This is a genomic window from Kitasatospora sp. NPDC056273 (genome assembly GCF_042268845.1).
GTDB lineage: Bacteria > Actinomycetota > Actinomycetes > Streptomycetales > Streptomycetaceae > Kitasatospora.
Map to the genome: position 1 here is coordinate 132,967 of NZ_JBHJSJ010000021.1, position 15,109 is coordinate 148,075.

At 74.1% G+C, this 15,109-nt stretch carries 5 protein-coding genes; 1 reads left to right on the forward strand and 4 read right to left on the reverse strand.

Features of this window, described 5'->3' with window-relative positions; translation table 11 throughout:
- Nucleotides 1-29: 29 nt before the first annotated feature.
- The 4 genes from ACFCY1_RS20580 to ACFCY1_RS20595 all read right to left on the reverse strand — a co-directional run bounded on the left by ACFCY1_RS20580 (nucleotide 30) and on the right by ACFCY1_RS20595 (nucleotide 13,658).
- Nucleotides 30-1,754 (reverse strand): phytoene desaturase family protein, encoded by a 1,725-nt coding sequence (locus ACFCY1_RS20580; protein ID WP_375875492.1) that lies wholly within the window; start codon nucleotides 1,752-1,754, stop codon nucleotides 30-32.
- Nucleotides 1,741-10,986, reverse strand: a complete 9,246-nt coding sequence (locus tag ACFCY1_RS20585; RefSeq protein ID WP_375875493.1) for an amino acid adenylation domain-containing protein — start codon at nucleotides 10,984-10,986, stop codon at nucleotides 1,741-1,743. Before ACFCY1_RS20585 ends, ACFCY1_RS20580 begins: the two co-directional genes overlap by 14 nt.
- A 72-nt stretch (nucleotides 10,987-11,058) precedes the next feature.
- Complete coding sequence (locus ACFCY1_RS20590) at nucleotides 11,059-11,916, reverse strand: sterol desaturase family protein (RefSeq protein WP_234348325.1); 858 nt, start codon at nucleotides 11,914-11,916, stop codon at nucleotides 11,059-11,061.
- 308 nt (nucleotides 11,917-12,224) lie between these two features.
- On the reverse strand, nucleotides 12,225-13,658 hold the full coding sequence (locus ACFCY1_RS20595) for a helix-turn-helix domain-containing protein (protein ID WP_375875494.1): 1,434 nt from the start codon (nucleotides 13,656-13,658) through the stop codon (nucleotides 12,225-12,227).
- A 357-nt stretch (nucleotides 13,659-14,015) separates the two neighbouring features.
- On the opposite strand from ACFCY1_RS20595, the gene ACFCY1_RS20600 reads away from it, so the two are divergent.
- A partial coding sequence (locus ACFCY1_RS20600; RefSeq protein WP_375875495.1) for a M4 family metallopeptidase occupies nucleotides 14,016-15,109 on the forward strand: 1,094 nt, incomplete at its 3' end.

Consider the following 15,109-nt stretch of genomic DNA (forward strand, 5'->3'; position numbering starts at 1 on the left):
GCTCTGCCGGCCGCCGGTCGTCGTCCCGCTCACTCCGCCACACCCACTTCCGCCACTCCTGCCTCCGGCACTCCCACGTCCGGCGCTCCCACGGTGGCGCGGTCGAGTTGCGGCAGGCGGCCCCACTTGCCCGCGTGCCAGGGTTCCCGGTTGTCGCTGGGCCAGGCCCGGAACGGCCGGCCGAGCTCCCGGCAGAGGTACTGCGCGGCGAACCGTCCGCTGGTGGCGGCCCGGATCAGCCCGCCGAGCGCGGTCCACTGGCCCGCCATGGAGAAGCCGCTCAGCCCGGGCAGCCGCATCCGGTCCTTGTTGACCAGCCGGTTGGCGGCGTCCTCGGCCTCGGAGAAGGCCTGCCAGGCGAGGATGCTGCCGTAGGTGTTGCCGGTGAACCGCTCGGTGGTCACCGGCGAGGCCACGTCCACGAGTTCGATCCGCCCGCCGAGACCGGGGTACGTCCGCTCCAGGAACTCCCGGACGAACGAGGCGACTTCCTGCTTGCGCGCCCGGTAGGCCCGGCGGTCGCCGGTCCGCAGGTCCTTCCAGGAGCGGTAGTCGCTGAAGTAGGTGCAGTGCAGCACCGACTTGCCGGGCGGCGCGAAGCCGTCCGCGTAGGAGGACCGCAGCTGCACCACCAGGCTGCGCTGGAGCGAGCCGGGCAGCCGCTCGCCGTCCTCGGGCGTCAGCAGGTAGGTGGTGCTGTGCGGCTCGCCCGCGGGCAGCGGTCCGTCGATGCCGACGAAGGCGGAGACCACGGCCGGGTACAGGTTGCCCGGCTTGTCGAGCAGTTCGCCGTACAGCTTCTCGGTGGCGGGGCTGGAGTAGCGGCCCTCCAGCAGCCGTTCGAGCACCGTCGGGCCGTCGCAGGCGGCCACCACGTGGTCGGCGAAGTGCCGGGTGCCGTCCTTGAGTTCCACCCCGATCGCACGCCCGTCCTCGATCAGGACGCGCTCGACCCGGCAGCGGTAGCCGATCACCCCGCCGAGCGCGGTGTAGCGCTCCTCGACCGAGCGCGCCAGCCCGAGTGAACCGCCCTGCGGGAAGCCCGCGTTGCCGTTGTGGGCGGCCGCCAGGGTGTAGAGGTACGGCAGCAGCGGGAAGCCCTCGGGCTCCTGGAGGAACATGTTGGGGAAGGCCCGCCGCAGCAGCGGGTCCTGGAAGCGCTCGGCGAAGCCGCTCATCGGAGTGGTCGCGGTGCGCCAGAACAGCCGGAACGCGGGCAGGACGGCACGCAGGGTGCGCAGCCGCTCCGCCGTGGTGCGCAGCGGCGGCGGGGTGAGCTCCCAGGGCAGCTCCATCGCGGCGTAGCGGCGCAGGTCGCGGCAGAAGGCCCGGATCGGCTTGGCGTCGCCGGGCGCGAGGGCCAGCAGGTGGGCCTCGAGCCGGTTCGGGTCGCCGTAGAAGGTGACGGCCCGGCCGTGTTCGTCGACCACCCGGTTGAAGGTGTCGAAGCGGGTCACCGACTTGCCGTCCAGGGCGCCGAGTTCGCTCCAGACCTGGTGCGCGCCGGTGCCCTCGGCGGTGCCGATCAGCCAGTCGATGCAGTAGTCGAACAGGTAGCCGTGCCGGGACCACGCGGTGCAGCAGCCGCCGGGCAGCACGTGCTTCTCGAAGATCCGGGTCTCCAGGCCGCTCATCTGGGCGTAGCAGCCGGTGGCGAGGCCGGCCAGGCCGGCCCCGATCACGATCACCCGGGGCGGGCCGCCGGCGGCCCGCTCCCTGCCGGACCAGTCCGGCCCGCGGTCAGCCGCGGCCATCGGCGGTGCCCCCGGCCAGGATGGCGCCCGCCAGTTCGGCGTTGCGGGCGGCGAAGTCCCCGTCGAGCATCTCGGCGTGGGCGCCGTGCCCGACGTACACCGCGGTGCCCGTGGTGGAGGCGCCGTGCCAGGAGCCCGGTTCGCCGCCCACGTGCACGGAGAGCCGGTCGCGCTCGCAGACCACGTCCAGCTGGGCCCTGACCGTTCCGGTGTTGGGCGTCCGGCTGCTGAACTCCAGGTAGTCCCTGGCCTGTTCGAGGGTCTCCTGGGCGACGATCCGCGAGCCGGTGTGGCGGTGGAGGTGCTCGTGGAGTTCGCGTTCGAAGACGGCCAGGTGCTCCTCGCCGAGGTCGAAGGCCTCGGTGACCCGGTAGGCGTCCACCATCAGCACCGAGGCCACCGTGCGTCCGCGCCGCTCCAGCTCCTTGGCCACCTCGAAGGCGAGGTTGCCGCCGAGCGAGTAGCCGAGCAGGACGTACGGTCCGGCGGCGTGCAGCTCCTCGGCCAGGTCCGCGTAGCGGGCGGTCTTGTCGTCGCCGGTCAGGTAGTTGAAGGAGGCGATCCGGTGTTCCGGCAGGTGCGCGGCGAGCTGCCGGTAGACCAGCCCGTGGCCGCCGGCCGGCGGGAAGCAGAAGACCGTGTGCTCCTCGGGCGCTCCGGCGTTGAACCAGAGGTAGGGCTCGCCGCCGGCCACCTCGCCGGTGATGATCTGCTCGACGGTGCGGGCCATGCCGTGCAGGGTGGTGACCTTGAACAGCAGGCCGACCGGGATGCTGATGTTGAACTCGCTCTGGAGGTGGTGGATCAGCTCGATGAGCCGGATCGAGCTGCCGCCGAGTTCGAAGAAGTCGTGCTGGAGGCCGACTTCGTCCAGGCCGAGCAGGTTCCGCCAGTGCTCGGCGACGCTGGTCTCGTAGAGCGTGACGGGCGGTTCGTGCTGGGCCCCGGCGGTGTCGGCCTTGGGCTCGGGCAGGGCCGCGAGGTCGACCTTGCCGTTCGGGGTGAGCGGCAGGGCGGGCAGTTCGGTGAGGTAGGAGGGGATCATCACGGTGGGCAGGTGCTCGGCCAGGTGGCGGCGCAGTTCGCGGCGGTCCAGCACGGTGCCCTCGGCGGGCACCACGTAGGCGGCGAGGACGGCCTCGCCCCGGGCATCCTGGCGGACGGCCACGCAGGCCTGGGCGAGTTCCGGGCGGGCGGTGAGGTGGGCCTCGATCTCGCCCAGCTCGATCCGGTGGCCGCGGACCTTGACCTGGTTGTCGATCCGGCCGAGCAGGTGCACCGTGCCCGCGGCGTCCCAGTGGCCGAGGTCGCCGGTGCGGTAGAGCCGCGCGGGCGTGCCGTCGAGGTCCAGGGTGACGAAGCGCCGGGCGGTCTGCTCCGGGTCGTTGGGGTAGCCGGCCGCGACGCCCGCGCCGCCGATCCACAGTTCGCCGGGCACGCCGACCGGGACGGGCTCGCCGTACGGGTCCAGGACGTACACGGCGCTGTTCGGGAACGGGCGGCCGATCGGCACCATCCGGCCGGGTTCCAGCCGGTCGGTGGCGCCCTCGTAGTAGGTGCTGTCGACGCTGGCCTCGGTCAGCCCGTAGGAGTTGACCAGCCGGGTCCGCGGGCCGCACAGGGCGCGCACCCGCTGGTGCTCGGCGGCCTTCCAGGAGTCGGAGCCGACGATCAGCAGCCGCAGGAAGTCCAGCGGCAGGCCCTCGCGCTCGCAGTGGGCCAGCAGCGCGCGGGCCACGGCGGGCACGAACTCGCCGCCGTCCACGGCCTCCTCGCGCATCACCCGGTACAGCCGGGCGGTGTCGAAGAGCAGCTCGCGGTCGACCAGGACGAGGGTGCCGCCGGTGCTGAGCGCCCGGGCGAGGTCGCCGGAGAAGACGTCGAAGGCGGTGCCGGCCATCTGGAGGTGCACCCGGACCTCGGTGTCCAGCCGGTACTCGGCGCGCCAGCCGGCGGTGACGGCGGCCAGGTTGCGGTGGTCGACCCGGACCCCCTTCGGACGGCCGGTGGAGCCCGAGGTGTGGATCAGGTAGGCGGCCCGGTCCGGGTCGGCGGCGGGCAGCGGTACGGCGCCCCCCAGCACGGGCCGGTCCAGCTCCTCCAGGGTGACCGGTGTGGCGGGCAGGTCGGCCGGGAGCGGGCGCCGCTGGTCGACCACCACCAGCGCCGCTCCGGCGTCCGTGACCTGGTGGGCGAGCCGGTCGGCCGGGTGCCCGGGGTCGAGCGGCAGGTAGGCGGCGCCGGCCCGCCAGATCGCCAGCAGGGTGCTGATCAGCTCGGGCGACTTGTCCAGGCAGACCGCGACCACCGAGCCCTCGCCGACGCCGAGTTCGCGCAGCCGTACGGCGGTGCGCTGGGACTGCCGGTCCAGTTCGCCGTAGGTCAGCCGGCGGACGCCGTCCCGGCCGGGCGCGACCACCGCGACCGCCTCCGGCCGCTCGGCGGCGGCCTTGGCGATCAGCTCCGGCACCGGGGTGTCGTGCTCGATCCGGCGCTCGGCGCCGCTGAAGCCGGTGAGGATCTCCCGCCGTTCGGCCTCGCCCAGCATCCGCAGCCGCCCGACCGGCTCGCCCTCGGCGGCGCGGGTCATGGCGTCCAGCAGGTTGCGGTAGTGCGCGGCCAGCCGCTGGACGGTGGCGGGCTCGAAGAGGTCGGAGTTGTACTTGAAGACGCAGTGGAAGCAGCCGTCCGCGCGGTCCTCGTAAGCGGACAGCGTGAGGTCGAACTGGCCTTCCTCCTCCGGGAGTTCGATGTACTCCAGGCGGTAGCCGAAGCGCTCCACGGCGACCTTGTGGGTGAGCAGGATGAACATCGCCTGGAACACCGCGGAGCGGCTCGGGTCGTGCTGGAGCCCCAACTGCTCGACCAGCAGCGGGAAGGGGTACTCCTGGTTGTCCAGCCCGCCGAGCACGCTCTCCCGCACCCGGGCCAGCAGGTCGGCCACGGTCGGCTCCCCGGCCAGGCTCACGTGCAGCGGCAGCGGGTTGACGAAGTAGCCGTAGACCGAGGCGAACTCCTCCTGGGTGCGGCCGGTGACCGGGCTGCCGACCACGATGTCCGGCTGCCCGGACCAGCGGTGCAGCAGCAGGTAGTAGGCACTGAGCAGCACCATGAACGGGGTGGCGCCGTTGACACGGGCCAACTCGTGTACCCGGGCGGTGAGTTCGGCGTCCAGCTGGAAGAACTCGGAGGCGCCGTTGTGGGTCTGCACGGCCGGGCGCGGCTTGTCGGTGGGCAGCGCCAGCACCGGCATCTCGGCCGGCAGGTGGCCGCGCCAGTAGTCGAGCATCCGCCGGGCCTCGGGCCCGGCCAGGAAGCGGTTCTGGCGGTTGAGGAAGTCCAGGTAGCGGGCGGGCACCGGGGGCAGCTCCGGGGTACGGCCCTGGCGCAGCGCCTCGTAGACCTCGAACAGCTCCTCGATGAAGGTGAAGGTGGAGATCGCGTCCGAGACGATGTGGTGGACGGCCTTCATCAGCACCCAGCGGTCCGGCCCGCGCCGGAACAGCCGCAGCCGGACCAGCGGGTCCTCGGCGAGGTCGTACGGCCGCCGGTACTCGCGGACGATCAGGTCGTGGATCTCCTCCCACGGCCGGCCCTCGACGTCGAACAGCCCGGTGTCGGCCTCGACCTCCTCCCGGATGCGCTGGACCGGGCGGCCCTCCTCGGCGGTGAAGGCGGCGCGCAGCTCGGGGTGCCGGGCGACCAGGAACCGGAAGGCCCCGAACATCAGCTCCGGGTCGAGCTCCGCGCGGACCTCCACGGCGCCGCCGATGTTGTACGCGAAGCCGTCCGGGTGCAGCAGGCGCAGGAACCAGAGCGCCTGCTGGTTGTGGGTGAGCGGGAAGCGGGACTCGTCGGCGTACAGCTCCACCTCGGCCTCGGCCGGGCCGCCGGCGGCGGCGAGCCGCTCGGCCAGGCCCTCGGTGAGCAGGTCGACCAGGTCGCCGAGGCTGCCGTTGCTGAGCAGGGCCACCACCGGCAGGGCGACGCCCAGTTCGCCGTGCACCCGGGCGCGCAGCTCCATGGCGAGCAGCGAGTCCAGGCCGTGCGCGCCGAGTCTCGTGTCGGCGTCGATCCGTTCGGCGGCGATCCGCAGCACGGCCGCGGCGGCGGCGGTCAGCCGCTCTGCCACCAGCTCCCGGCGGGCCTGCGGGTCGGCCGCGCGGTAGGCGTCCAGGAAGCCGCCGGTCTCGGCCGGGGCCTGCTCGGCGGCGCTCGCCGCGAGGTCGGCGACCAGCGGCGGCGGCGCCGGGTACCAGGCGAGGAAGGTCGGCCAGTCGACCACGGTGGCGACCAGCAGCTGGGCGCGGTCCTGGCCGAGGACGCGCTCCAGGACGGCCGTTCCGGCGTCCGGCGGCAGCGAGCTCATGCCGCGGGCGTCGCGGTAGTGGGCGACCAGGCCCAGCTCCTCGATCATGCCGGTGGCCCACGGGCCCCAGTCCAGGCTGAGCCCGGGCAGCCCCTCGGCCCTGCGGTGGTGGGCCAGGGCGTCCAGGAAGGCGTTGCCCGCCGCGTAGTTGGTCTGTCCGGCGGTGGTGAGCAGCGAGGCGACGGAGGCGAACAGCACGAAGTGGTCGAGCGGTTCGTCGCTCAGCAGCCGGTGCAGCAGGTGGCCGCCGACCACCTTGGGGCCGTAGCCGGCGTCGAAGGCCGGACGGTCCATCTGGGCCAGCAGGGTGTCCTTGACCTGCCCGGCGAGGTGGAACACGCCACGGATCGGCGGGAGTTGGCGCTGCCGGTAGTCGGCGAGCCAGCCCGCGAGGGCGGCCTCGTCGGTGACGTCGACCGGGGCGAGCAGCGGTTCGGCGCCGAGCGCCTGGAGTTCGCGCAGGAAGGCGATCCGCTCGCCGACGGGGGTGTCCGGGTCGGTGTACGCCCACTCCGAGCGCTCCGGCAGGGCGGTGCGGCCGACCAGGATCAGCCGCCGGGCGCCGCGCCGTACGAGGGTGCGGCAGAGCAATCGGCCGAGCGCGCCGAAGGCGCCGGTGACCAGGTAGCTGCCGTCGGGGCGGAGGACCGGCGGCAGCGGGCGGGTGAGGCCCTCGGCCTGCCGCAGCCGGCTGGTGAGCCGGCCGCCGGCCCGCAGCGCGATCTCCTGCTCGTCCCGGGCCGCGAGTTCGGCGAGCAGCGCCTCGGCCTGCTCGGCGGCGTCGACGGCCGGGTCGAGGTCGATCAGGGTGCCGCGCTGGGCGACCAGCTCCTGCTGCCACAGCACCCGGCCGATGCCCCAGGCAGGGGCGCCGAGCGGTTCGACCCGGTCGCCGGGGGCGGCGGGCTGGGTGCCCCGGGTGACGATGTGCAGCCGGCCGTCCGGGCGGGCGGCGGGCAGGGCCTGGGCGAGGGTGATCAGGGAGTAGGCGCCGAGGGTCGCGAGCGGGCCGAGCCGGTCGGCGGTGGTGGCGGCCAGCGCGGGCTGGTCGAGGTTCCAGAGGTGGACGACGGTGCCGAAGGCTGGGTCGAGGTCGGCGAGCAGCCGCCGGACGTCCTCGGCGGAGTCGGGCCGGACGGTCGAGTGCCCCTCACCGTGCCGGTACTCGTCTCCGGGCCGGACCAGGTGGCAGCGGGCGCCGCGCCCGGCGGCCAGGGCCGCCAGGCGGTCGCCGAGGCCGCCCTCGTCGGCGAAGAGCAACAGGTCGCCGGGGGTCTCGTCGAGGGGCGCCTCGGCGGCGGCCACCCAGTCGACCTCGGTGAGCCAGCCGTCGATGGTGGACAGCCCGACGGAGGCCGGGGCCTGGGCGACGTCGGCGACCCGGAAGCCGGTGACCCGGCCGACCGGGGTGCCGTCCTCGGTGTAGAGCGCGAGGTCGCCGACGAGTTCCTCGCCGCTGTCCCGGGTGACGGTGGCGTGCACCCAGAGCGGGCGGTCGCCGATCGCGTCGAGCCGGACCTCGGCGATCGAGACGGGCAGCCGGACGCTGCCGCCCTCGGGCACCGCCAGCCGGGTGGTGAGCAGGGTCTGGAAGCAGCCGTCCAGCAGCACCGGGTGGAGGTGGTGGTCGGCCGCGTCCGGGCCGAGCTGGGTGGTCGGCCGGATCCGGGCCAGCGCCTCGCCGGGGCCCGCCCACACCTCGGCGATGGCCTGGAAGGCGGGGCCGTAGTCGTAGCCGCGTTCGGCCAGCTGCCGGTAGCAGTCCGGGCCGTCCAGGTGCCGCCCCCGGGCGCGCAGGGCGTCCAGGTCCGGTGCGGGGCCGTAGGAGCGGCGCTGGCCGGTGCGGACCCGGCCGCCCGCGTGCACGGTCGGCTCGCCGCCGGCCGGGGTGGAGGCGATGGTGAAGCGGGCGTCCTCCGGCGCGTAGCCGAGCTGGACGGGGACGGGCTCGGTCTCGGAGAGGAACAGCGCCCGGTTCAGCTCGATCTCGGCCAGCGTCACCTCGGTGCCGCCGGTCAGGGTGCGGACGGCCTGGGCGGCCATCTCCAGGTACCCGGCGGCCGGGAAGACCACCTGGCCCTCGATCCGGTGGTCGGTCAGGTAGGGCAGCCGCTCGGGGTCGAGGGTGCCGGTCCAGCCGGGCTGGGCACTCGCGGTGCGGCGGCCGAGCAGCGGGTGGTCCAGCCGCCCGAGCCGGACCTGCTCGACCGGCTTGGGCTCCACCCAGTACCGGTCGCGCCGCCACGGGTAGGCCGGCAGCGGCACCGGGCGGCCGGCCGGGTGCAGCGCGTCCCAGCTCAACTCGACGCCGAGGGTGTGCAGTTCGGCGAGGCTGCGGGCGAGGCGCTCGGGCTCGTCCTGCTGCCGGCGGATCGACGGCAGGGTGTGCGCCTGCTCCGCGCACTCGCGGATCGCGTGGCCGAGCACCGGGTGCGGGCCGAGCTCCAGGAACAGCCCGTGCCCGTCCTCGGCCATCCGCTCGACGGCGGCCCGGAAGCGCACCGGGTTGCGGACGTTCTGCCACCAGTACTCGCCGTCCAGCTCCGGCCCGCGGGCGAGCCCCTCGCGGGCGGTGAGGTAGAGCGGCAGCCGGGCCGCCTGGGGCTTGATGGCGGCGAGCGCGGCCACCAGCTCGCCGCGGATCGGGTCCATCCGCACGCTGTGGTACGGGACTTCGACGTCCAGCAGGCGGGCGAAGACGCCCTGCTCGCGCAGCTCCTCGGCCAGTTCGCCGAGGGCCTCGGCGTCCCCGGCCAGGGTCACCGCGGAGGGGCTGTTGACCGCGCCGAGCGAGATCTGGGAGCGGTACGAGCGGATCCGGCGCTCCGCCTCGGCCTCCGGCAGGCCGACCGCGAGCATGGTGCCGGTGCCGGCCAGGCGCTGCTGGAGCCGGCTGCGGGCGAGCACCACCCGGACGGCGTCGGCCAGGTCGTAGACCCCGGCCTCGTGGAAGGCGGCGACCTCGCCGGTGCTGTGGCCGACCACCGCGTCGGGGCGCAGGCCGTGGCTCCGCCAGAGCGCCGAAAGCCCCACCTGGACGGCGAAGTTGGCGGGCTGGGCCAGCCAGGTCTCGGCCATCCGGGAGTCCGCCTCGTCGCGGTCCAGCTCGGTCAGCAGCGACCAGCCGGCCTGCGCGCGGATCTCCCGGTCGACGGCCCGCACGGCCTCCCGGTAGACCGGCTCGTGCTCGTACAGCCCCCGGCCCATGCCCCACCACTGCGGGCCCATGCCGGTGAACACCCAGGCCAGCCGGCGCTGCCGGCGCTCCCGGGCGTGGCCCTGGACCACCCGCGGGTGCTCCTCGCCGCGCTCGTACGCGGCCAGCGCCTCGTCCAGGTCCTCCCGGCTGGAGTAGACCACTCCGAGCCGCTCGGGCAGGTGCTGGCGGCGGTGCGCCAGGGTGTGGCCGAGGTCGGCGAGAGACGACCCGCCGGCGAGCTCCTGCCGTACGGCAGCGGCCAGTTCGGGCAGTCCGGCGGCGTCCTTGGTGCTCAGCGGCAGCACCGTGCGGGCCGGCTCGGCCACCGGTGCGGCGGGCCCGGGCCGCGGCGGCTCCTCCAGCAGGACGTGGGCGTTGGTGCCGCCGAAGCCGAAGGAGTTGACGCCGGCCCGGGCCGGGCCCCGGTGCTCGGGCCAGTCCACCGGGGCGGTCGGGATCTCGAACGGCAGCGCGTCGAGGTCGATGCCGGGGTTGGGCCGCTCCAGGTTGAGGTGCGGCGGGATGCGGCGGTGCTTGATCGCGAGCGCGGTCTTGATCAGCCCGGCGACGCCGGCCGCCGCCTCGGTGTGCCCGATGTTGGTCTTGACCGAGCCGACGTAGCAGCGGTCCCCGGCGCGGCGTCCGACGCCGAGCACCCGGCCGAGGGCGGCGGCCTCGATCGGGTCGCCGACCGGGGTGGAGGTGCCGTGCGCCTCGACGTACTGGAGGCTGCCGGGCAGCACCCCGGCCTCGGCGCAGACCCGCTCGATCAGGGTGACCTGGGCGTCCGCGCTGGGGACGGTGATGCCGTTGGTGCGGCCGTCCTGGTTGACGCCGGTGCCGAGGATGACGGCGTGCACCGGGTCCCCGTCGCGCAGCGCGTCGGAGAGCCGCTTGAGCACGACCACGCCGACGCCCTCGGCCCGGACGTAGCCGTCCGCGGAGGCGTCGAAGGCGCGCGAGCGGCCGTCCGCGGAGAGGAAGCCGCCCTTGGTCTCGGCGATCGTGTACTGCGGCGCCATGTGCAGCAACGCGCCGCCGGCCAGGGCGAGTTCGGTCTCGCCGCGGAGCAGGCTCTGGCAGGCGAGGTGGACCGCGACCAGCGAGGAGCTGCACGCGGTGTCGATCGAGACGCTCGGCCCGCGGAAGTCGAAGCAGTGCGAGATCCGGTTGGACACCATCGTCATCATGGTGCCGGTGGCGGTGTGCGCCGCGATGGTGGCGAAGTCGAGGTCGGCGAACTGGAGGATCTTCCAGTCGAGGGTGAAGGCGCCCATGTAGACGCCGACCTCCCGGCCGGCCAGCTCGCCGGGGCGCAGGCCGCCGTCCTCCAGGGCCTCCCAGCTGACCTCCAGGAGCTTGCGCTGCTGCGGGTCCATGTGTTCGGCCTCGCGCGGGCTGATCCCGAAGAAGTCCGGGTCGAAGGTGTCGAAGCCGTCGATGTAGCCGCCCCGGCCGCCGATCAGCCGCCCCGACTTGGCCCGGTCCCTGCTGCCCAGGGTGCCGGTGTCGTAGCGGTCGGCGGGCGTCTCGGTGAGACAGTCCCGGCCCTCGATCAGGTTGCGCCAGTAGGACCGGTGGTCGTTGGCGTGTCCCGGCAGGCGGCAGCCGATACCGGTGATCGCGATGCGTTCGCGGGGCACGGCGAAGGGCGAGGAGGTCATGATCCAATCCGGGGTGGTGATGGCGTGGCGCCGGGGACACGGGCAGGTGGGAGCGGCCGCTCGGGCCGGGTGTCAGACGGACTGCTCGGTGGTCTTCGCCCGGCGCCAGGGGTGCAGCAGGGTGGCGCCGAGTTCGCCGGTGGCGGGGAACGCGGCCGGGTCGGTGAGGCCGACGGCCTTCGGCACTCGGCCGGGCCGCCAGGTGAAGCTCCCGAACACGTGGTCCCAGAGCGAGAGGTCGGAGGCGTAGTGGCCGGCTTCGGCGAGGTCGGTGCTGTGGTGCAGGCGGTGGAGTTCCGGCCCGGCCAGGACGTGGCCGAGCGGACCGATGCGGACTTCGATGTTGGCGTGGACGAAATACCCCTGAGCCAGGACGAATATTCCGACCACGAACACTGAATCCGCCGAGAATCCGATCAGCGCCAGCGACAGTTGCACCACGGACTGCGCGACGAACACGTCCAGGAAATGATTCACGCCGTTGTTCGCGACGTTCACCTTGTCCGGGACGTGGTGCACCCCGTGCAGCCGCCAGAGCCACCTGTTGCGGTGGGACCAGCGGTGCACGAGGTAGTCGCCGAGCGAGCCGACCAGCAGCGCGAGTGGGATCTCCACCGCGAACGGCAGCGCCGGGTGGGCCGGGCCGAGCACCTGCACCAGCGTCGCCACCAGCCCCTGGGCCAGTGCGCCGCCGACCATGCTCAGCGCGAAGTAGACGCTGTACCAGCCGAGTTCACGTCGGCTCGGATGCCAGTCGGTCCGGTACGGGATCACCCGTTCCAGCACCGCCAGGTAGACGAGGACGGCGATCAGGAAGAGCGGGGAGACCCGGTCCGGCCCCCAGCGGAAGTGCAGGGTCGCGACGGCTGTGCACAGCACACCCAGGAGCAGCAGCGGATGGGCGAGCCGGCGGGCAATGGCTGACAGCACGCGCCCCCCGTTCTTCGCGGACTAACGACTGGAAACGTCAGAGACTCTAGCGGGCGACGCGCGCCGTGACAGTCATTCGACGTGTTAACTCCATGAATGACCCGATCGGCGGACTATACGCGCACGAAGTTGACGTCTGTGCGGCGCGAAGGGGGCGCATTGTCGAGAAGAAGCGGGACTTGACGGTGTGCGACAACAGTCGTGCAGATCTTCGAGCGCTGATGTGCGCCCCTTCTGCGCCGCCGCGCGCGGCTATCGATCCGGCCATATCCCACGGCCGGCGACGCGACTCCAGGAGCGCCCCCGGGTCAGGAGCGGGCCGGCTCCGCCCATCGGTGTGCGGCACGGGGCGCGTGCGCCGCGAGACGGTCGCGCAGACCGCGCAGCTCGTACTCGACCAGCGCGGGCAGCGCGGTCGCGCCGGTCGCCTCCAGGGCGGGGCCGAGCAGGTCGACGGCCGTGGCCGGGTCGTGCGCGCAGACGTGGCAGTCGGCCGCGCGGACGATGAAGAGCAGACGGCTGGAGGGCAGTTGGTCCGGGCCGAGCAGGCCGAGGGCGGTCTCGGTGGCGTCCAGCGCCCGGCGGGCCAGCCGGGGGTCGTCGGTGGCGGCGGCGAGGTCGCGCAGCGCGGCGGCCGCGGCGGACTCGACCCGCATCCGCATCGAGGCGATGGAGAGCCAGGGCACGTCGACCTCGTCCTCCGCGCCGATGTGGTCCAGGTGCGACCGGGCCAGGTCGATCTGCCGGACGGTCGCCCGCACGTCGCCGGTGAGCGCGTGCGCCCGGGCCCGGCTGATCCGGCCCATCGCACCGGCCCAGTGCCGGTCCGGGGCGGCCCGTTCGATCTCGCGGGCGTAACCGAGGGCGGCGACCGGGTCGCCGTCCAGCCGGGCCAGGATGCTCATGTCGCTGAGCGTGCCGACCTGGGTGGCCCGGTCCGCGGCCAGCCCGGCCCAGGTGAGGGCGCGGTCGTAGCAGGCCATCGCGGTGGCGTTGCGGCCGTCCTGCATCCGCAGCGCGCCGGCCGCGTGGGCGTGCTCGGCGGCCAGCCGGACCAGCGGGCCGCGCTGCCCGGCGGGGGCGGTGGCGAGCCTGGCGAGCACCGCGCGCAGGGTGCGCTCGACGGCCGCGACCAGGACCGGGCGGTCGCCGGTCTCGCCAGAGCGCAGGCGGGCGGCGAGCAGCCCGGTCAGGGCGTGTGCGGTGACGGCGTCCAGCGGGCGGGCGGCGGCCGGGTCGGCGAGCGCCTCGGCAGAGCAGAACTCGGCGTGCAGGGCCGCGAGTTCTCCGGGCTCGGGGACGGCGCAGCCCTCGGCGCCGTGCAGCGGACAGAGCAGCCCGTAGTCCGGCAGTCGCGGCGGAGCGGGCGCCGGGGGCGGGGCGGGCGGGCCGGACGGTGCGCCGCCCGGCAGCGGGGGCCGGAGCAGGGCGGGCGAGATGGCGTCCGGGTCGCACAGTTCGGCGTTCTCGGCGCGCTGACAGGCGGCGCTCAACTCCCCTGCGGCGCCGAGGAGGTCGTCGATCCGGTCGGCGACCCTGGGGGTGACCCGGCGGGCGCCGTGCTCGATCTTGCTGACCGCGGTGTGGTCGTAGCCGATCCCGGCGCCGAGCTGCGCCTGGGTGAGGCCCGCCCGGCGCCGCCAGTGCCGCAGCCGGGCGCCGAACTCCCGCCAGGCGTCCTGCCCCCGGCCGGTCGGCGGTGCCGGCACCGCCGCCGCAGGGGCCACACGGTTCCGCTGCACGGCTGCCTCCCCGGGCGCGTCGTCCCCGGCCGGCCGCCGGGCCTGTCGACGATTCCAGTGATTCCGACGACTCGGATCAGGAGGACGGTACTCGATGGCCACCCGCCTCGTACATGAGGTGGTCTCAACCACTTGAAGAAAAGCCCAGCTTGACGCAAAGCCGGACCGACGGGCTTGACGGAATTTGCCAACCCCTTGCCCCGCGCGCACCGGGCATTGACCTGGGCATGACGTCGTGTGAGGGTTCGGGCACCCGAGCGCGGACGGCCCGCACGGCCGTCCCCCTGATACGGCCCCGCGGTGTGCCACCAGCCCCTGCCGTCCGCGGTCGAGGACCCCCACATGCGAGGAGCCTCGATGCAACGCAGAGTCACCGCAGGCAGGTTGCTGACCACGGCGACCACCCTGACCGTGCTGGCCGGCATGATCGCCGCCGCCGCGGGCCCGGCCACCGCCGCGCCCACCCCCTCTCCCTCCTCGGCGCCGCCGAGCGCCCTGGCCGCCGCCGTCAACGCCGCCGACGCGGCCGCGAACGCCGGGCTGGACGCGCTGGCCAAGGGCCCGGGCGAGACCTACGAGCGCAAGACCGTCACCCCCTGGCTCGGCGGCCTCTACTCCGTCTCCTACGAGCGCAGCTACCACGGCCTGCCCGTGGTCGGCGGCGACGCGGTCGTCCTCGCCGACTCCCAGGGCAAGGTCCGCGCCCTGCAGTCCGCCGCCACCGGCCCCGTCGGCGGCTCCACCACCCCGCAGGTCAGCGCGGCGGACGCGGAGAAGACCGCCCGGACGAAACTGGCCACCGTGGACTCGGTGGACTCCCCCCGCCTGGTCGTCCGGGTCAAGGACGGCACCGGCCGGCTCGCCTGGGAGACCGTCCTCAAGGGCCGCACCGCGTCGGCGCCCAGCACGCTGCACGTCTTCGTGGACGCGGCCACCGGCGAGGTGCTCGACAGCTACGACGACGTCCGTGCGGGCACCATCAACAGCAAGTGGAACGGCCCCGCCCCGGTCACCATCAGCACCACGAGCTCGGGCGGCTCGTACTCGCTGCGCGACCCGAACCGGCCCGGCCTGTCGTGCTCCGACTACAGCACCGGGCAGGTCTTCTCCAAGTCCAGCGACTCCTGGGGCAACGGCAGCCCGTCGACCAAGGAGACCGGCTGCGGCGACGCGATGTTCGCGGCCCAGAAGGAATGGGACATGCTCCGCGACTGGCTCGGTCGCAACGGGCACAACGGCAACGGCGGCAGCTGGCCGGTCAAGGTCGGCCTCAACGACGTCAACGCCTACTGGGACGGCAGCACGATATCCATCGGCCACAGCCAGGCCAACGAGTGGATCGCGGCGATCGACGTGGTCGGCCACGAGTTCGGCCACGGCATCGACCAGTACACCCCCGGCGGCGCCAACAACGAGTCCGGCCTGGGCGAGGCCACCGGCGACATCATGGG

Coding starts and splice junctions, on each gene's coding strand:
- ACFCY1_RS20580 (WP_375875492.1), bottom strand. CDS start 1,754: ATGGCCGCGGCTGACCGCGGGCCGGACTGGTCCGGCAGGGAGCGGGCC.
- ACFCY1_RS20585 (WP_375875493.1), bottom strand. CDS start 10,986: ATGACCTCCTCGCCCTTCGCCGTGCCCCGCGAACGCATCGCGATCACC.